The following is a 20,710-nucleotide window of genomic DNA, read 5'->3' as shown; positions in this document are numbered from 1 at the left end:
TTGTTATAGAGTTGCGATGGTGATGAGAAATACTGTTTTTTGTGTGAAAAGAGGTGTTTTGTGGGGTTAATATGTAAATATATTTCTAAACATATAGACGGCAATAGCTATTTTTATTAGCTCTTTAAAAACGAGTAAAAGATTATCCTATGCAAATGATTCTTTGGTTTTTGCATATGTAAGGATAAGAATTTTGCATAAATAATCGTTGTAAGTCAATACCACACATATGGTATTTTTCGTCGCTTTCGATAAACTTTTCGGAATATTGTTAGGATAGAATGGGAAATTATCCCTATCTTTGTAATGAATTAAAGATATTGCCGCAGTGCTATTCTCCACATAGCCACGCTTATATAATAAGGTAGGGCGACATAGCATTGTAGGTAAAAATGTATAAATATAAAAGATTGTAAGATATGAAATGTTTAGAATTACTATTCCCAAAAGCTGAGAGTACAAAGGCATCACTTATATTATTGGCATCACGCCTTGTGTCGGATTGACATTTGCGAGCCACGGACTCGACAAATTACAGCACTTCTCAGAAACAGCTACACACTTCCCTGCACCCTTCGGTATGAGTGGTGAGGTGGCAGTAGGATTGAGTATTTTCGGTGAGTTAGTATGCGGTTTGGCATTCGTTTTTGGTTTCCTCACACGTTTAGCACTCTTACCAATGATTTTCACCATGATAGTTGCCTTCACAACTGTCCATGGCGGTTCTGTTAGCAATGGTGAGTTAGCCTTCCTTTACCTTGTCATCTTCGTTCTTTCATGGTTCGCTGGTGCTGGCAAGTTCTCTGTTGATGGTATCATTAGAAGCAAGATAAGCGGGGGTAATTCATAATGCATAATTCAAAATTCATAATTATGAACACTAATGTTAACTGTGGTTTATTGCTACAGTAATGTGTTATCTCATCAACTACGAATTACGCTAATTACACGAATTCTTTTATAACAAGGATTCGTGTAATTAGCGTAATTCGTATTCGATAAAAGTGAGATAGAGTTTGCACATATCATAAAGCTCAAAGTTCAAAGCTCAAAGCTAATAATGGTGTTCATAATTATGAATTTTGAATTATAAATTATGAATTATAGTAGTAATCATAATTATGAATTTTGAATTATGAATTCTGAATTACCAACATTCAATATCTTTTGCTATATCGGGCATTGTCTCTCGTTTGAAGACAGGACTCTTCACGCCTGCGCGCTTCTGTTGACGATAATCATCGAGCAGGCGGAAGGCATATTTACCAAGTGTTAAGATAGCAACGAGGTTACAAATAGTGATGAGTGCCATGAAGAAATCACCAATACTCCATACAAGGTCGAGGCTGGCAATGGCACCAAACATCACCATCACACCACCTGTTATCACACGCAAAGCGAGAATGGCTGAAGGCTTTTGAGTAAGGAATCGTACGTTTGCCTCACCATAATAATAGTTTCCGATAATACTACTAAAAGCGAAGAAGAAGATGGCAATCGCTATAAATATTGGACCTGCTGCGCCCACTTCGCTCTCTAAAGCAACCTGAGTAAGGAGAATTCCTGACTCAGAATTGTTGACATAAAGTCCACTGATGATAATGATAAAAGCCGTACAGCTACAAACGAGGAGCGTATCTGTGAATACACCGAGCGACTGGATGAGTCCTTGTTTCACGGGATGAGTAGTAGATGCGGTTGCTGCAATATTAGGAGCAGAACCCTCACCCGCCTCATTACTGAATAGTCCACGCTTAATACCGTTCATCATCGTAGCACCTAAGCCGCCACCTGCCACCTGTTCAAAGCCAAAAGCATTCTCAACGATAAGGCGGAAGACGTGTGGAATGAGTTGAATATTCATTACAATAATGACCAAGGCAAGGAGTACGTAACTCACTGCCATCAGCGGAACGAGTACGCTACTAACCTTGGCAATACGCTGAATACCACCGAAAACTATTGCTAAAGAGAGTATAGCGAGAGCGCCACCCATCCATGTCGGATCAATAGAAAATGCCTTTTGCATAGCACCACAAATCGTATTACTCTGTATGGATATATAAGCCATACAGAAGGTCATTGTTATCAGCACGGCAAAGAGTTTTGCCATCCATTTACAATGCATACCATGTAGAATGTAATAGGCTGGTCCACCAATGAACGAGTCGGCATGACGACGCTTATAAAGTTGGGCAAGTGTAGACTCTATGAAGGCTGTCGCAGAACCTAAGAGGGCAATAACCCACATCCAAAAGACAGCACCAGGACCACCAATAGCTATCGCAGTTGCCACACCAGCAAGGTTTCCAGTACCTACACGTGAGGCAATTGAGACGGCAAAAGCTTGAAAAGATGATACATGTTTCTCACCTTCGTCATGTGTTCCTGTCGAATCTCCTAATAGGCGAACCATCTCGCCAATCATGCGAAACTGCACAAAGCGCGTCCGCCATGTAAACCACAAAGCACAAATAACGAGTCCTGCTACGAGGATATATGTCCATGTAAAATAATTGACAGATACTATGGCTTGATTCAGCCAGCCGTCTGCGGAAAACAATTCTATCATTTAATATAAGGCTAAAAATTACGCGCAAAAATAATAAAAACATCTGAAAGATATAAGTTTTGTGTGCAAAAAAATTAGCTATTCACTTGACTTTCATAATTATTTCACTAACTTTGCACAATGCTAATGGTTGACAAACACAATGGTAAGAAAAAGAAAAAACAAGTTTAGAGATGTACGCGAATTTCTGATGATTGCATTGGCAATGATCATCGGCAGCTTTGGCTGGTGTGCATTCTTATTGCCACATCATATCACGATTGGTGGTATTGCGGGTATTGCATCGGTTATTCAGTGGGGTCTTGATATCCCTGTGCAGTATACCTACCTTACTATCAACGGCATACTACTCTTTGTCGCGTTAAAGATATTGGGTTGGAAGTTTTGTGTTAGGACGATTTTCGCCGTACTGGTGTTCGCCTTTTCTACGTCGGTATTGCGTGAGGTCTTTGCTGGACATCCGTTGTTTTCAGACGAACCTTTCCTCGCCTGCGTTGTAGGTGGTGTGTTATTAGGTGTCGGAGTCAGCATCGCCTTGCAGTATAATGCCAGTTCGGGCGGTTCGGATGTCATAGCAGCCATGATTCACAAGTATCGTGATGTGTCACTCGGACGTGTCATCCTTGCTTGCGACCTCTGTATCATCAGTTCCAGTTACTTAGTCTTGGAAAATTGGGAAAAGGTTATCTATGGTTACATAGTTCTCTTCGTAATGACCTATGTGGTGGACTACCTTATTAATGGTATGCGTGGTTCCGTACAGTTCTTTGTTATCTCTGAACACTGGGGAGAGATTGGTTCTGCCATTAACAACGATGTTGATCGTGGCTGTACGGTTATTGAGGCACGTGGATTCTACACTGGTAAGAAGGTGGGGATGCTCTTTGTCATCGCACGTCGTTCTGAAGCCCACTCCATCTATCAAGTGATTGACGAAATAGACCCTAACGCCTTTGTCTCACAAGGTGCTGTCAATGGTGTCTATGGCATGGGATTTGATAGAATGAAAGTAGCACATAAAAAGAAAACAGCTGACGAGAAAGTCAGAACAAAAGAATAAGAAAGAAGGAAAGATTGTAAAGATGAATATTCAGGAACTCGAAGGTAAGCGTATTGCTGTTCTCCTTTCTGGCGGTGTTGACAGTTCGGTTGTGGTCTATGAGTTTGCACGATTAGGACTGCATCCAGACTGTTTCTATATCAAGATAGGACCGGAAGAGAAGGAAGACTGGGACTGTAACTCTGAAGAAGACCTTGAAATGGCTACACTTGTGGCACGCCGCTTTGGCTGTAAGTTGGAAGTCATCGACTGTCATAAGGAGTATTGGGACCAGGTGACACGCTATACCATGGAGAAGGTGAAGGCTGGTTTTACGCCTAACCCAGATGTGATGTGCAACCGACTGATAAAGTTTGGGGCTTTTGATGAGAAGATGGGACATGACTATGACCTCATCGCAACGGGCCATTATGCACAGACAGAATGGATTGACGGACGTAAATGGCTCACCACAAGTCCTGATCCAGTCAAAGACCAGACTGACTTCTTAGCACAGATTTACGACTGGCAGCTGAAGAAAGCAATCTTCCCTATTGGCCACTACGAGAAGAATGAGGTGCGAGAGATTGCCGAGCGAGAGAATCTTATCAATGCGCACCGAAAGGATTCGCAGGGAATCTGCTTCCTTGGAAATATCGACTATAATGAGTATGTACGCCGCTATTTAGGCGAAGAAATAGGCGACGTCATCGAACTTGAAACGGGAAAGAAGATTGGCGAACACAAAGGACTATGGTTCCATACTATCGGGCAACGGAAGGGACTCGGTCTTGGCGGTGGCCCTTGGTTCGTTATTAAAAAAGATGTAACTAAAAATATCCTGTATGTAAGTCATGGCTATGACCCTGCTACAGCCTACAAAAAAGATTTCCCGCTCCATGACTTCCACTTCCTAACAGAAGGTATTACAACCTTACCTGAGAAGATTACCTTCAAGATTCGCCACACACCTGAGTACCATCCAGCAACTGTTGAACAGTTGTCGGACGGTAGGTGTATTATTCACTCTACCGAAAATATCCATGGCGTTGCCCCTGGACAATTCTGTGTTGTCTATGATGAGCAGCACCATCGCTGCTTTGGTTCTGGAGAAATAACTTTGTAAAGTTGACGAGTTGATGTGTTGACAAGTTGACAAGTAGACGAGTTGACAAGTTAACGAGTTATGTGTTCTGTTTGTTGAGTTAGTCTGAAGGTTCTTTATGTTACCTTTGCTACAAAAACAAACAATCATTGTCGGGTTGTTTTTTCATACAAAAAGAATAGATAAAGATAGGCTATAACAGCTTTTCTAAGTATTGCTGTCAGGTAAACATTCACTATATCCTTTAGAAATTAGTGGCTTACTATCTTTATTACTATAATCTTATCGCCTCTTTCTTTCTGTCTTCAAATGATGTGTTGACGCCCCGCACATGTCGTGCTGATGCTTAGCACCAATGGTGCTGAGTACTAATTACGTTGTAATATATGACCGATGAGGGTTTAATTTGTTGTTAGAAGTGGGTTATACTATTAAAAATAAGGTTCTTCCGAAATATGGAGTGATAAACTAAAAGTCTTATATGATAGGCACACGGAGGCACGGAGAGGACGGAGGTTGTGCAATGTTACGGAGGTGCTGACGGCACAAAGAGCGACGGAGGCGTAGCGTACAGATTCTTGAGAAGTCTTTTGGGATAAACGCTTTGTGTATAAATTACTAATAGAAATGGCAAACAAACTCCGTCGCTCTATGCACCGACGGTGCCTCCGTGACTTCCATTGCTTTGTTTTAATAATCCTCCGTCCTCTCCTTTTCTCCGTGTGACATTTCGTCAGAAACCTAACCTTAAGTGGCAAAAATTATCACTCCAAAATCCTGAAGACCCAGAAATAAGCTTAATAGATTACTGGTCTAAGAGCAGAGAAACAAATTAAAACGATTTTTCTTATATAGTTAATAGGTGGGATTTGATCGTTTCCTGCCACTCATCAAACGACTTTGTAGATAATTCTTCTTGTTAACTTCGTTTTCTAATATCTTTTATTTTCTTAAACTAATGTCGTATACTTTTGTCTACTTATTTACATATTCAAATGTGTCCTTTTTACAACCACATCCCGTTCTCTTTTATCTAAATATCTGCTCAACCCTTTTGTAGCTTACAACCTACGAAGATTTTATAATTATAAGTGTTTTATGTACTCTTTTGTTTGAAATAGAAATTAATAATACATTTTATGATTTAAAGTATAATTTTAATCGAAAAAAGATTGCTTCTTTTATAAATAATATTTATATTTGCAGCAGATATGTTATAGAACGAATAACCTGTAAGAGTATTTACTCATCATTCGTCTAAAAAACTCTTCAAATAAGAGTTAAGATACCATAGAGATAATAGTTGCATCTGATATTTGGTCACTAATAAATATGTATATATGAAGCAGGTTTACTATTTTATTTTCTTAATGCTACTGGCGTTTTCGTCAGTAAACGTAAAGGCTGACACGACTGTAAGAGTCAAGGTTGATGATATCAACAGAGTTTCAGTCAAAGTAAATTATGTGCCCGTTATCAATCTTGCTAACGGAACAAATGAAATTACTGTGCCCCAATATGGTGCCTTAACCATTGAGGCAAAACAAGGTTATTACTTAAAGAGCGTCCTCAAGACGATTAATAATGATAACTCTGCACCACAGACTATTAATAATCTAACCAGTTGCAACATCTATGTTTCGGATGCAGACAATAATAAGCTCTTCACTGTTAAAAGTGCTGACTTAGCTAAAGCTCGCACAGGTTCATGTACTGTAAACGTTGATAATGCCTCAAAAGTGAGGGTGTCACGCAACGAATCACGCACGTCTGTAGAGTTACAAAATGGTGAAAACACAGTAAAATGGATTCCTAATACCGAAAAAACGCTTGTAATTACCAATGCTAATTATGGTGATGCCCCTATATATAAGGTGACCCTCGACGGTAACGACGTTACTCCTTCAAGTGGTCAATACTTTGTCACGTTGACCGCTGGCTGTGTTGTTGACATTAAAGCCGATTATCCAGACGTATCTTATCCTGTTAAATTCAACTTTACTGACGAGAAAGCAAAGGGTGTTATCTCAAAGGTAATGGCTGATGGTGTGGAAGTTAAGAACTACAATGACGCTGATTTCAAGCTGAAAGCTGGAACAAAATTATCATTAACTTTCGACCAAAGCAACTATGCTTTAGATGCTTTCAAGGTTAATGGGACTGCCACTACGATATATGGTACCTACGAATGCTATGTGAAAGACAACCTTGTCTTTGATGTTCAGGCACATAAATATGCTACTGTAAAGGCTGTGTTGACTGTTGATAACGCAGCAAATATCACCGCTTATGAGGGACAAAGCTATAATAATAAGGTGATAACGCTACAGAATGGTAGCAATAATATTGAGTTAGGCGAGAAGAACAATGTCATCCAAATAAAGCCAAACAGCGGTTGTAAGATTGAGTCAATCAAGGCAAACGGTACTCCTGTAACAGCCAATTACGAAGGAGCATACGAGATAAGATTAACCGATGGTATGACGATTGAGGTTACGACATCAGCCATTGTGCGCGACCAGAAGGCAACAGTTTTCATTGACGACATCAGCGTTGCGAACTATGGTTTGAGTTTCTATCGTTCTGACCGTTCGATGGTAAAGATGCAGACAGGTGAAAATACAGTGATGTTCTCTGCTGACGACCATCATTTCATGCTTGCTGCTTACGGAAATGACATGAGTAAGATGGTGATAAAATTGAATGGAACAAATCTTGACCCATCTTATCCTGGCGGCACAAGTTTTGAGTTTGATTTAAAGAACGGGGACCGTTTGGAGGTCTTACTCAAGGGCGACACAGCTGGTATTGATGCCATAGAAGCCGTAAAACAAGGGAAGGCTGTAGTCTATCGTCTCGATGGCAAGCGCATAGAAGGCACACAACTGCCTAATGGAGTATATATTATTAACGGTAAAAAAGTTATAGTTAACAAGCGATGAGAAAAATTCTACTCACTGTATTTTGTTTATGTTCGGTAGGATTAGCTTACGGTCAGTCGAAGCTTGACCTACAAAGTCAGTTGGAACTGTTCAAACTCCGTAACACTTCCATTCCTACCTACAACAGTCGTACACGTTCGTTTGAACGCCCAAAGAGTGTACCAGAGAACACAATGGCAATGGTCGAAATGAAGGATCAGAACGACCGTGCAGACTTAGAGGCACAAGGCGTAAAGGTGCTGCGTGTACGTGGTAATATTGCCATTGTCGTGGCTCCAATAAAAGACATTGAGCGTATTGCAGGCTTAAAGTGCGTTCGTCGTATGGAACTCCCACGTCGTGTTTATCAGAAGATGGACGTCGTACGTAAGGAGATTGGCGTAGATAAGATTCACAAAGGCATCGACCTCCCACAGGCTTACACTGGTAAAGGAGTGGTAACGGGTATTGTTGATGGTGGTATTGACCCTAACCATATCAACTTCCTCAAGCCAGACGGAAGCACGCGATTTGGTTATATCAGTAAGATTACAGCCAGTCAGTCAAATAAGGATGGTTATCAATTCGATAACTATTACCCTCGTGTCGTGCTTGATACCTTAACAAACCGTGATAATGCATACGCTATTGAGGACTTTACGACTGATTCCTACACTACGTTCCATGGTACTCACACTACAGGAATCATGGCGGGTGGATACAAAGGCAATATCAACTATGCTAAGACTAACGATAACGATAGGTCTTATAAAGTGACAGGTCCTAATCCTTTCTATGGTTGTGCGACAGAGTCAGAACTTGTGGCTTCATGCGGTGATTTGCGTGATCAGTATATTGCATTTGGTGTTGATGATGTCGTACAGTATGCAAAACTATCAGGAAAGAACCCAAAGCCATGTGTTATCAACCTTTCATTAGGTAGTAACATTGGTGTACACGACTCTACAAGTGTAATGAATCGCTTCCTTGCAGAGGAAGGAAAACACGCTATTATCTGTGTTGCAGCAGGTAACGAAGCGAATATGGCTATCGCATTGAAGAAGAATTTTACCGCTGCAGATGAAACGGTTAAAACCTTCCTCACGCCAATGCAACCAGATACTTTACGTTCTGGAGGTAAGACCTACTTTAATCTTCGTAACGGACAGATAGCAGCTTATAGTAATGACTCTACAGAATTCGAGTTACAAATCGTTGTTACTAATACGAAGCGTGGCAACCGTGTTGTTAGCAGAATCCCTCTTCCAAATAATACAAAAGGCCAACCTATAACCTACGCATCAGGTGGTGAGTATTCAATGTCAGGTGCTGTTATTAACCAAGGCTTTGCGAAAGCGTTCGATGGTTACGTCACAGCGGCTTCTGCAATAGACCCTGAAACGGGCCGTTACTACGCTATGGCGCAGATAATGACCAGTGATAACCAGAAAGATAACAAGGATGGAAACTATAAACTGGCGTTGCTAATAACGAGTAAGAAGGCTGGACAGCGTGTTGAAGTGTACAGTGATGCACAGTTTATCTACTTTGATAGCAACAAGCAGGAGGGTTTCGTAAGCGGAACACGCAATGGTTCTATCAGCGATATGGCATGTGCTGCAAACATCGTTACTGTTGGTAGCTACAATGTACGCAACCACTGGTCATCTCTCGACGGCTTTGTTTATGGCTACAACAAGCGAGGTGACGAAGATGACTTCCCTGAAGGCGAGGCTTCACGCTTCTCTTCTTTCGGTACATTAGCCGATGGTAGAAACCTTCCACACGTATGTGCTCCGGGTGCATCTATCATCTCTTCTGTTAATACATACGCTGTAGAGAATACTGACTTAGGTTATTCTGATATGGCATTGCAGGGTAGATTGGAGAAAGGTGGTAAGAAATACTACTGGCATCAATCTCTTGGTACATCTATGGCTACGCCTGTTGTGGCTGGTGCTATTGCCCTCTGGCTTGAAGCAAACCCAAGTTTGACTGTCAAGGACGTAATACGTATCATTCAGCAGACTGCTCGTAAGGATAACTATGTCACTAATACGGGCGACCCAGTACAGTGGGGTGCAGGTAAGTTTGACGCTTACGCAGGTTTGAAGCAGGTACTAAAGGAAAAGGAAACCAATGGTATTAATGGTGTAAGATACGCAGAGAGTCAGGCAGTACCTGTCATTACAATGACTGGCGAACGCTCTTTCTCAGCCTTCCTTGCTGGTGCAAAGCAGCTGAATCTACGTGCTTACTCACTCAGCGGACAGTTAGTTCACTCGCTCTCATCACAAGGTGACGAACTTAACGTTAATGCCTCTTCATGGAACAAGGGCGTTTACTTGATTCAAGTAAATGGTGGTAAGGCACAACGTATCGTTATCTATTAAGGCTTGATACACATCGAATAATATTCCCAAAGGATAGGACTAACACTCCTAACCCTTGGGAATACGATAAGTAAACATAAGCTATAAAATCAGAACACAATAATATTTATATTTATATGAAGCACAAATTTACTTTTTTACCATCATTCCTCCTCTTAGTGATGGCTATGTTGTGGAGTTCGCTTGCTGCCCATGCGCAAGACGAAGTTTTGATTCGATTCCACACCAATGTGCCTGAAAAGGCAAAGAATTCTGGTGTGGCAGCACAGGTTTCTTTTGTGTTGGGCTCTAAATCAGACAAGGCTGATGTCTCTATCGACTATGGTTCTGGTGATACCGAAGTTGAGATTAATAAAGCTATTGTTGAGAATGATCATGGCGAACAGGCCATTAAGGGTACTCTCTGTACAGATGTTGTGTCAGATGCAGGCTGGGTAACAATCAAAGGTGACCCAGACGACCTCTATTTCTTCAATGCTTCTGGTAATGAGATCGACCAGATTCAGTTTAATGATAACTTGAAACTCCAAGTCTTGAACTTAGAGCATAACAACTTAAAGTCACTCAACATCGATCATTTACAGAGTCTGAATATTATCTATTTGCAGGATAATCCTTTCTCTGCTACAACTCCATTGATGATTGGTCGTATGCCAAATCTTATGGTGTTGGAGGTTCCACAGATTGGACATATCTCTCCAGACTTCACGCTTAAGAACTTTCCTAATCTCCGTTCGTTTGATGCTTACCACACTATTAGTCTCAAGACAGCAGATCCAACAGGCTGCCCATATCTGCAGCGTTTGAGTCTTGACATGACAAGTGTTGAAAGTGTAGACCTCTCAAAGAACTCATTACTGCAAATACTCAACGTGGGTGACTCTCGTGTCAAGACTCTTGACCTTAGTCATAACCCTGAGATTACGCAGCTCTACATCTCTCACTCTTCTGGAGCTGTCAATACTGACGTGAAGTTCGAGACCATTGATGTGTCTCACTGTCCGAAGCTCTACTATTTCTATTGTGGTGGTAACAACTTGAAAGAGCTTGACTTAAGAAACAATCCAGAGCTCTTCACACTCTCTTGCGACCGTAACCTCCTACGGAACCTTGACGTTAGTCAGAACCCAAAACTATATAGTGTCAATGTACGTTATAACTATATGGACTTTGCTACACTGCCAGAGCCAGGCAACTGGTTTGAGTATTATCACGAGCAAAACCCTATGGAGTTGAACGATACATATAAGGTAGGTGATGTCATCGACCTTAGCAAGCGTGTGCTTCGTGCAAATACAACGACTCAGGCAAGACTCTTCCGTGTTCCAAAGGCTGACCCAACAAAGCCAGTAGAGTTAGATGACAGCTATTATTCTTATGAGAATGGTAAGGTAACTTTGAAGAAAGCACTTGATGAAGAGGTCTTTGTTCAGTTCACTAATAGCCGACTCAGAGACTATCCTATCCGCACAGAAAACTTCCGTGTGAAGACTGTTGCCGAGTTTGGAAAGGACGTGAAGGCTATTCAGCTCGCAAGTCTTGGCGACGCAGGTTCTCCTCTGAAGATGTCTGTTGGTATCCTTGGTGCTACAGCAGCTAATCCTGTAACTGTAAAGGTTGACTTAGGCGATGGTAATACTACCCCATTCGAGATTAAGGATGAGCGCCCAGCTACAGCCAATATCGTGACTACACGCACTGGTGCTGGAGACATTATCGTATATGTCCCACAGGATAAGTACGTAACAAGTCTTGAGTCTGATGGCCAGTACATTGACAACATCGACCTCTCTGCACTTACAGAACTTCGTACGCTTACATTGAAGAGAGCAAATCTTACTACTATCGACCTCTCTTATAACAATAAGCTTGAGAAGCTTGACCTCTCTTACAATCAGCTAAATCGTGTTGATCTCCGTGGTCCATCATCTTATTTTAATAAGAGTAAGTTGACTGATATCAATATTAGTCATAACCAAGTTGACTCATTGCTCTTCAATACCATCTATGGTGTAACCAAGCTCAATGTAAGTCACAACAAACTGAATAAGTTGGATCTTAAGGATGCCGATAACTTGCGTATGCTTGATATCTCTAACAATAAGTTCACTCGTCTTCTCCTCAACCACAGCGAACTTATAGAGGATATCAATGTGGCAAACAACGAACTTACTGAGGTGAAGATTCCACCTGTAGCACCAGTTAAGAAGTTGAATGTTAGTGGTAACTACTTCACATTGGCTAATATGCCTAACGACTTCGGTCTGACTCGTGGTAACTTTATCTATGCACCACAGCATGTATTGCAGATTTCAACCTCTTCACCAGGCATCGACCTCTCTGAGCAGTATATAACAAAGGATGGAGCAACAACTAACTTTGTATGGAAGAAGAAAGATGGTACACCATTACAGTTGGGCAAGGACTACACCATCACCAATGGTTCAGCTAAGTTCACCAACCTCGCACTTGACTCAATCTATTGCGAGATGACGCATGCTGCCTACCCTGATTTCGAAGGACAGAACGTCTTCAAGACTACTAATGTTCATCCTATTGCCTTCCCTAAATATGAGTTGGCATCATTTACTACTGTCAACCAGACCGATAGCGTAGTATTGTCTCTCGCAAGCTATGTTCCTGGTAAGTCTGTTTACTTCGAGTGGGGCGGCAATGGTAATGTTACACAGTACACACTTGGAGAAAAATATAAGATTTTCCAAGCTAAATCTAAGGCGAACACAAAGGTACGTGTACTCGTTGCTGAGGCTGATGATAAGGTGAAAGTCTTCAGCGTTGCAAACGTTAAGATGACTGATGTAGACCTCACTGGTTTGAAGGAAGCGAAACTCATTTCTATAACTCAAGCTGGACTTACATCTGTTAAGCTTCCTGCAGCACCAAATCTTACTGATTTGAACTTTGATGGTAATGAGTTGACAGACATTGACTTGTCACCGTTCCCAAAACTTTTCGCAGTGTCATTGATTGGTAATAAGATTAAGAACTTCGACTTGTCAAAGGCACCAAACCTTGGTATTGCTTACCTCTCAAGCAATAAGATGAAGGAAATCAAGCTTGATAACCCTAAACTTGAGAGCCTTGATTTGAGCGATAACGACCTCGAAAACGTGTCACTCGACAAGCTTCCTCAGTTAGAGCAGTTGTGGTTGAACGCTAATAAGTTGACAAAGGTTGACGTATCAAAGAATACCAACCTTAGAGTTCTCAACGTTGTAGGCAACCGTCTGAAGTTCTCTACAATGCCATTGCCAAGCAATAACGGCAAACGATTTGATAGATACTCTTACAACCTTCAGGCACCAATTGATGTTAAGTGCGTTGATGGTAAGGTTGACCTCAGCTCTGAAGCTGTCGTAGGCGGTGAGATGACAACCTACCACTGGTTCATCGGTAATGTGACCTATAAAGATGGCGAGTTACAAGGTGAGAAGTTAGACGTCAATGATGAGTACACACTTGAGAATGGTGTTACCACATTGAAGCTTGACAAGACATTCACCAACCTTGTTTGTGTGATGGCGAACGATAACTTCCCTAATGCACTTATCTATACAAACTACATCGCGTTCACACCTGCAACAGGCATTGATGCCGTTACAGCAGATAAGGATGTTAAGATTCAGTTCTTCGATGGTGCAATTAGCGTTCTTGGCGCACAGAATAGCACAGTTGCTATCTACTCAATCGATGGTAAACTCGTTTACCAAGGTAAGGTTGCTGACGATAGCAGCCGCATCCCTCTCGGTCGTGGAACCTACATCGTACGTGTAGGAAACAAGGCAGCAAAGATTAGCGTAAAGTAAATTAGTAGTTAATAAATAGTCAATCCCCTTGTTTGTTGTAGAATACTTATTCGGCAACAACAAGGGGATTCTTTTGTTTATGCTGCCTTATAAAGTCTAATAAAAATTCTTCTTGTTTCTATCTCGGTGACAAAATGCAATGTTTTAGTACCTAACACCATTGGTGCTCACCATCAGCACGACGTGTGCTAAGCATCGACACGTTAGGTGATGAGGGTAGGAGAGGGACTTTATAATCATTAGAATGGGCAGAATACAGCGTGTTCAGAATAGCTGTAAAATAGATTTAGAGGTCCTTAGTATGAAGATAAAAGTAGACAATAACTTCTTTGTCTATCTTAATCTCTAATAGGTTATAATACTGCAATGCCTTTCATCTTTATTTGTCTAAATTGAAAAGAATGTCTCATTATTTCATAATCCCGAAGGCTCAATAACATCTTACGAACAGTTTTTACATAGGTAAATAAGAAAGTAACGTATACAAAAACAGACAAATGGTTAAAATTCGTCATAAAAGATTAGATTATATGCCTTTTAATCCTTATCTTTGCACGCAATAAATAATACTTATGGACTGGTTAATTGATATTTTTTCGGCAGAGAAACAGGATACGGTAGCCCATATTATGCTATTGTATTCTATTGTCATTGCCTTGGGTATCTACCTTGGCAAAATTAAAATTGGAGGTATTTCGCTTGGCGTTACCTTTGTGTTGTTTGTGGGCATTCTTGCTGGTCACATTAAATTTACAGGACCTATCCCCGTATTGACCTTTGTACAAGACTTTGGATTGATTCTTTTTGTCTTTATGATTGGTTTGCAAGTCGGACCGGGCTTCTTTGAAAGTTTCGGTAAAGGTGGTCTGAAGTTGAACATTCTTTCGACGGTGGCAATCCTGCTCAACGTCCTTGTGATGTTTGCTTGTTACTACATTTTCTTTGACACGCAGGACAAGACAAATCTTCCTATGATGGTCGGAACGCTCTATGGCGCTGTGACGAACACTCCTGGTCTTGGTGCTGCGAATGAAGCACTCCACAGTGTCTTCAAGAATGGCATGGACTTCGACATCGCTTCTGGTTACGCTTGTGCTTATCCTTTGGGTGTGGTAGGTATCATCGGTGCAACGATCGCTATCCGTTATATCTGTAAGGTAAACCTTCAAGAGGAGAATGAAAAGCTGAATGAGGAAGAAGCTGAGAATCCTCATGCAAAGCCTTACACAATGTATTTGAAGGTACAGAATGCGTATATCGCAGGCCGTAAGCTCGAAGAAATATCAGAATTCCTTAATCGTGACTTCGTTTGTACACGTCTTATGCACGAAGGTGTATTGTCTGTTCCTACCTTAGATAATATTTTTGAGTTAGGCGATGAGATTCTCGTTGTCAGTGCAGAGGCTGACGCAGCTGCTATCCGTGCTTTCATCGGTCCAGAGATTGAAGTAGACTGGCATGAGGAAGACCAGCCACAACAGTTGGTTAGCCGTCGTATTGTTATCACCAATAGTAAGATTAACGGAAAGACTTTGGGCGATATTCATTTCCGTTCAGTATATGGCGTGAACGTAACACGTATCAGCCGACAGGGTATGGACCTCTTTGCTGGTCGCAACCACCGTTTTATCGTGGGTGACCGTATCATGGTTGTTGGTCCAGAAGAGAACGTTAACCGCGTTGCTTCTATGATGGGTAACTCTGAAAAGCGCCTTAACGCACCAAATATTGCAACCATCTTCGTTGGTATCATCGTCGGTATCATCTTCGGTACGTTGCCAATTGCGATTCCTCACATGCCTGTACCAATGAAACTCGGTCTTGCAGGTGGTCCGTTGGTTATCGCTATTCTTATTGGTCGTTTTGGTTATCGAATGGGACTTGTGACCTATACTACAACGTCAGCGAATATGATGCTCCGTGAGATTGGTTTGGCACTCTTCTTGGCTTCTGTAGGTATCAAGGCAGGAGCAACCTTCTGGGACACCGTAGTACAGGGTGACGGATTGAAGTATGTGTACACAGGTTTCATCATAACGATTGTTCCAATTCTTATTGTCGGCACTATTGCTCGTTTGAAGTATAAGTTCAATTACTTCACAATTATGGGTATGCTTGCCGGAACCTATACCGACCCACCAGCCTTGGCTTATGCTAACTCTATCTGTGCAGGTGAGGCTCCAGCTGTAGGTTACTCAACAGTTTATCCGCTCAGTATGTTCCTTCGAATCTTCTTAGCGCAGGTAATTGTACTCTTCTTCTGCCAGATTTAGGAAAGAATAAGATAAAAACGAAAAATAATTAGGGTGTATCAAATTTCTGATGCACCCTATTTTTATTCTCTTAAACCGAAATCGGTTATTAGAGCCTAAACATATTTTGTTTTATTATCGAGCAGATTGTCTGTCTTTGGGACGCAGGCGTAGCGGGCTACGTCAAGTTACAAAGGCAGACAAGATGCCGACAAGAAAATAAAAGATGTTAGGAAACAACACAAAAGCAAGAATTCCTGAAACATTGTGGTCTAATGACCGATTGGGGTTAAATGTGTGAGAGAATGATTTTACTCTAAATACAACGTCTTTAGCTATCTGTTATCTTACACCAAAGTTTCTCCTTAATCATCTGAATTTTCTTTACATTATTTCGTTGTTTATTTGCTCCAAATGGCTCTAAAACCTCTTTTTGAATAGCCTTTGTAACTTCCTTAATATCAATCTATTGCAAAATAGCTTTTTAAAAGGTGCTTAGTAAGGTTTCAAAAGGGCGTTAGTTAGCCCTCAAAAGGGCATCTTTTACAAGCCAATTGGGCGTTAATTGCAAGCTGATTTATGCCCTTCTCAATTCGAAGATTAGATTTTTCTTTACATTATATTATTGTTCTATGGCATCCGTGATAGGAGAGTAGGGATTGAGCGGTAACTCATGATGCTATTACTTTGTTCCAGATTATTTTGTTATTTGGTCTTTGTATACTTTGTTACCTTGTCTTTTTTATCTTATTTTTATTTTGTCTCCCCCTAATCTCTTGTCTTTCTTTAAATCAGCAATTTTGTTCATTTACACGCCCATTTACATGTAAACAAAACTTATCAACATGTAAACAAAATCCTATTTTTCTTTTATAACTAATACCTTGTTTGGATGTTCACTTGTCAACTTGTCAAGTAAAACCTGTTTACTTGTCAACTAAACACTCTTCTGTTTATAATTATAAGTGTTTTATGTACTCTTTTGTTGAAATCAGTAAGTATTCAATTAAATTTTAAAAGAAAATGTAATTTTACTCGAAAAATGCTTGCAACTTATATAAATAATATTTAAATTTGCATTCCATGAAAGTAATAATCTTTTTATATTGTGAAAAAGCAGCAATATATTTAGGTTTAAGACTCATCTCTAATAAAATGTTTCAGAAAGGAACAAAATCGTAAAGTTTAGCGAAACAGTTACACAATAATATTTTAATAATCAAAAGAGATCTATGGAGAAAAGAATTACTCTCTTTTTGTTTGGTCTTATCCTGTCATTAGGAACAGCGTTTGGTCAGGCAAAGATTAACGGAACCGTAGTTTCTCAGGACGATGGAGAAGCCGTTATCGGAGCATCTGTCATGGTACAAGGTACTACGACGGGTACAGTTACCGATATTGATGGTCACTTCACTATCGACGTTCCTGCAGGAAAGAAACTCGTAGTCAGTTACATTGGTATGGTCACTCAGACCGTAACAGCAAAAGATGGCATGAAGGTTGTCCTCTCTAATGACAATCATCAGCTTACTGAGGTCGTCGTAACGGGTATGACCCAGCAAGACAAACGCCTCTTCTCTGGTGCTGCTACCAAGATTGATGCTTCAAAAGCTAAGCTCGATGGTATGGCGGACGTGAGCCGTTCACTCGAAGGTCGTGCTGCCGGTGTGAGCGTTCAGAACGTATCTGGTACGTTCGGTACAGCTCCTAAGATTCGTGTTCGTGGTAACACGTCAATCTTCGGTTCATCAAAACCTTTGTGGGTTGTGGATGGTGTCATCATGGAAGACATTGCCAATGTTGATGCAAGTTCGTTGTCATCAGGTGATGCAAAGACTTTGATTTCTTCTGCTATTGCAGGATTGAACGCTGATGACATTGAAAGTTTCCAGATTCTGAAGGACGGTTCTGCTACATCTATCTATGGTGCTCGTGCTATGGCAGGTGTGATTGTTGTAACTACAAAGAAGGGTAAGGCTGGTCAGAGCCATTTGAGCTATACTGGTGAGTACACCCTCCGTTTGAAGCCAAGCTATAAGAACTTTAATATCATGAACTCACAGGACCAGATGGAGGTTTATCGTGAGTTGGAGAAGAAGGGCTATTTGAATTATGCTGAGATTGCTAACGCCTCTACAAGTGGTGTTTATGGTCGTATGTATCAGCTCATCTCTGAGTATGACGCTACTAAGGGACAGTTCGGTCTTGAGAATACACAGAAAGCACGTGACGCTTATCTCCGTGCTGCTGAGTATCGCAATACTGACTGGTTCGACCAGCTTTTCTCAAGTTCAATCATGCACAACCACTCTGTGAGTGCTTCTGGTGGTACAGACAAGGGTCAGTACTATGCTTCACTCTCTGCGATGTATGATCCAGGATGGTATAAGTCAAGCCGTGTTCAGCGTTACACTGGTAACATCAATACGACTTACAATATTAATAAGAAGGTCGGTTTGAACCTTATCGCTAATGCTTCTTATCGTAAGCAGAGAGCTCCAGGTTCGTTGAGCCGTACGATTGACCCATCAACAGGTGCTGTTAGTCGTGCTTTCGATATCAACCCTTACTCTTATTCTTTGAACACTTCACGTACACTCGACCCAACCGAGTCATATACACGTAACTATGCTCCGTTCAACATCTTCAATGAGTTGAACAATAACTACATGGACTTGAATGTACACGACTTCCGTATACAGACAAGTATCGACTATAAGCCAATAACAAAGTTGAAGCTTACTGCTTTGGTAGCTGTTAAGAGTGCTGCTTCAACGATGGAACATGTCGTTCGTGAAAACTCTAATCAGGCTTTGGCTTATCGTGCAATGGGTACAACAACTATCCGCGATGCCAATCCTTATCTTTATACTGATCCTGACAACCCATTTGCTCTTCCAGAGTCAATCCTCAAAGAGGGCGGTATTCTTGACAGAACAGGTAACCACTTCTTTGGTTGGGATACCCGTCTTTCTGCTGCTTACAACGATGTATTCAATGATACACACATCGTGAACCTCTATGCCGGTGTTGAGAGTAATAGCGTTGACCGTAAGGCTACTTTCGACCGCGAGTGGGGTATGATGTTTGATGCTGGTGAGATTGCTAAGCTGAACTATCGTGCATTCAAGATGTTCCAGGAGAAGGGATCTGACTACTATGGCTTGTCAAATACCCACATCCGCAGTCTTGCTTACTTCGGTACAGGTACCTATTCTTATAAGGGTCGCTATCAGATGACTGGTACTTTCCGTTATGAGGGTACTAACTATCTGGGTAAGGCTACATCAGCTCGATGGTTGCCAACCTATAACGTTTCTGGTGCATGGAACGCACATGAGGAAGAATGGTTCAATAAGGTATTTAAGCAGGCGTTGACACATGCTACATTCCGCTTGAGCTACTCACTTACTGGTGACCGTCCTCCTGTAACTAACTCATTGCCAATCTTCACAGCAACAGTGCCTTGGCGTCCATTTACTTCTATTCAGGAGACGGGTTACGATGAGCAGTTCGGTAATAAGAACCTTACCTACGAGAAGAAACGTGAGTTCAACCTTGGTTTCGACTTTGGATTCCTTGACAACCGAATCAATCTTACAACTGATTTCTACTGGCGTCGCAATAGTGACCTTATTGGTTACGTGAACCATCCGCAGTTGGGTTCTTATAACCTTGCTAACGTTGCTTCAATGAAGTCTAATGGTATGGAGCTTTCATTGAATACACATAACATCAAGACAAAGGACTTCAGTTGGGAATCTAACTTTATCTTCTCATGGACACACAATGAGATTACAAGTCTCTTCACCCATGCACGTGTTATCGACCTCGTACAGGGAACTGGTTATAGTCTTGTAGGTTATCCTGTAAACTCTATCTTCAGCATCCCATTTGCTGGACTCAATGGTGAGGGTTTGCCTACATTCATGAACGAGGATGGTAGAAGAACTATCTCTGGTCTTAACCTTCAGGAGCGTGATCAGGAGAAGATTAAGTATTTGAAGTTCGAAGGTCCTGCCGACCCAACTACAACGGGTTCATTCGGTAACGTCTTCCGTTATAAGAACTGGGACCTCAACGTATTCGTTACTTATAGCTTTGGCAATAAGGTTCGTTTGAACCCTGTCTTCAGTAACCGCTATGACGATATGGATGCTTTGCCTAAGGAGTACCGAAATCGTGGGGCATACAGTGGTGAGCATGCTCTGACTAATATCCCTGTAATTGCTTCACGTCGTCAGAACCGCAACAATTCACAGTTGGATGTAGCTTACAATGCTTATAACTATTCTGATGTTCGTATCGCAAAGGGTGACTTCATTCGTATGAAGGAAATCTCATTGGGTTACACTTTCCCTGCAGCAATGATTAGAACTATTGGCGTTAGCAGTTTAGCTTTGAAGCTTCAGGCAACTAACCTCTTCCTCTTCTATTCAGATAAGAAGCTGAACGGTCAGGATCCAGAGTTCTTCAATACAGGTGGTGTGGCTGCGCCAGTTCCAAAGCAGTTCACCATGACATTGAGATTAGGTCTTTAATATTTTAACGGAGGCTTCATATTCAGCTGAGAATATCCAAATGTTGATAGTAACTTTGGA

The 20,710-nt window shown here is 41.3% G+C and carries 8 protein-coding genes and 1 pseudogene; 8 read left to right on the top strand and 1 reads right to left on the bottom strand.

Translation table 11 applies throughout. The annotated features are described in order from the left end of the window. Positions 1-419: 419 nt before the first annotated feature. A pseudogene (locus tag HMPREF1505_RS05295) lies at positions 420-850 on the top strand (DoxX family protein). A gap of 297 nt (positions 851-1,147) precedes the next feature. On the opposite strand, the gene HMPREF1505_RS05290 reads toward HMPREF1505_RS05295, so the two are convergent. Next, a complete protein-coding gene (locus HMPREF1505_RS05290) occupies positions 1,148-2,572 on the bottom strand; it encodes a sodium:alanine symporter family protein (RefSeq protein WP_036923548.1) in 1,425 nt (474 codons plus the stop codon). 142 nt (positions 2,573-2,714) lie between these two features. Here HMPREF1505_RS05290 and HMPREF1505_RS05285 point away from each other — a divergent pair, with 142 nt between their 5' ends. From HMPREF1505_RS05285 to HMPREF1505_RS05255, 7 genes are all read left to right on the top strand, one after another. After that, complete coding sequence (locus HMPREF1505_RS05285) at positions 2,715-3,632, top strand: YitT family protein (protein ID WP_036923546.1); 918 nt, start codon at positions 2,715-2,717, stop codon at positions 3,630-3,632. Positions 3,633-3,654: 22 nt separating this feature from the next. Further along, positions 3,655-4,737, top strand: coding sequence for a tRNA 2-thiouridine(34) synthase MnmA (gene mnmA, locus HMPREF1505_RS05280; protein ID WP_036923544.1), 1,083 nt, complete (start codon positions 3,655-3,657; stop codon positions 4,735-4,737). A 1,319-nt stretch (positions 4,738-6,056) separates the two neighbouring features. Next, on the top strand, positions 6,057-7,658 hold the full coding sequence (locus HMPREF1505_RS05275) for a hypothetical protein (RefSeq protein WP_036923541.1): 1,602 nt from the start codon (positions 6,057-6,059) through the stop codon (positions 7,656-7,658). Further along, complete coding sequence (locus HMPREF1505_RS05270) at positions 7,655-10,030, top strand: S8 family serine peptidase (RefSeq protein ID WP_036923540.1); 2,376 nt, start codon at positions 7,655-7,657, stop codon at positions 10,028-10,030. Before HMPREF1505_RS05275 ends, HMPREF1505_RS05270 begins: the two co-directional genes overlap by 4 nt. A 116-nt stretch (positions 10,031-10,146) precedes the next feature. Then, positions 10,147-13,857, top strand: coding sequence for a leucine-rich repeat domain-containing protein (locus HMPREF1505_RS05265; protein WP_036923538.1), 3,711 nt, complete (start codon positions 10,147-10,149; stop codon positions 13,855-13,857). 572 nt (positions 13,858-14,429) lie between these two features. Further along, positions 14,430-16,130: a putative transporter gene (locus HMPREF1505_RS05260; protein ID WP_036923536.1), complete on the top strand. Its 1,701-nt coding sequence runs from the start codon at positions 14,430-14,432 to the stop codon at positions 16,128-16,130. A gap of 1,211 nt (positions 16,131-17,341) precedes the next feature. Then, positions 17,342-20,650: a SusC/RagA family TonB-linked outer membrane protein gene (locus tag HMPREF1505_RS05255; protein WP_036923534.1), complete on the top strand. Its 3,309-nt coding sequence runs from the start codon at positions 17,342-17,344 to the stop codon at positions 20,648-20,650. Positions 20,651-20,710: the final 60 nt, after the last annotated feature.

The sequence above is a fragment of the Prevotella sp. ICM33 genome, assembly GCF_000517825.1.
Taxonomy (GTDB): Bacteria; Bacteroidota; Bacteroidia; order Bacteroidales; family Bacteroidaceae; genus Prevotella; species Prevotella melaninogenica.
This window is presented reverse-complemented; position numbering and strand designations above follow the sequence as displayed.

What these genes read in the sequence shown, in the direction of transcription:
- HMPREF1505_RS05290 (WP_036923548.1), bottom strand. Translation starts at nt 2,572, where the DNA reads ATGATAGAATTGTTTTCCGCAGACGGCTGGCTGAATCAAGCCATAGTA.
- HMPREF1505_RS05285 (WP_036923546.1), top strand. Translation starts at nt 2,715, where the DNA reads ATGGTAAGAAAAAGAAAAAACAAGTTTAGAGATGTACGCGAATTTCTG.
- mnmA (WP_036923544.1), top strand. Translation starts at nt 3,655, where the DNA reads ATGAATATTCAGGAACTCGAAGGTAAGCGTATTGCTGTTCTCCTTTCT.
- HMPREF1505_RS05275 (WP_036923541.1), top strand. Translation starts at nt 6,057, where the DNA reads ATGAAGCAGGTTTACTATTTTATTTTCTTAATGCTACTGGCGTTTTCG.
- HMPREF1505_RS05270 (WP_036923540.1), top strand. Translation starts at nt 7,655, where the DNA reads ATGAGAAAAATTCTACTCACTGTATTTTGTTTATGTTCGGTAGGATTA.
- HMPREF1505_RS05265 (WP_036923538.1), top strand. Translation starts at nt 10,147, where the DNA reads ATGAAGCACAAATTTACTTTTTTACCATCATTCCTCCTCTTAGTGATG.
- HMPREF1505_RS05260 (WP_036923536.1), top strand. Translation starts at nt 14,430, where the DNA reads ATGGACTGGTTAATTGATATTTTTTCGGCAGAGAAACAGGATACGGTA.
- HMPREF1505_RS05255 (WP_036923534.1), top strand. Translation starts at nt 17,342, where the DNA reads ATGGAGAAAAGAATTACTCTCTTTTTGTTTGGTCTTATCCTGTCATTA.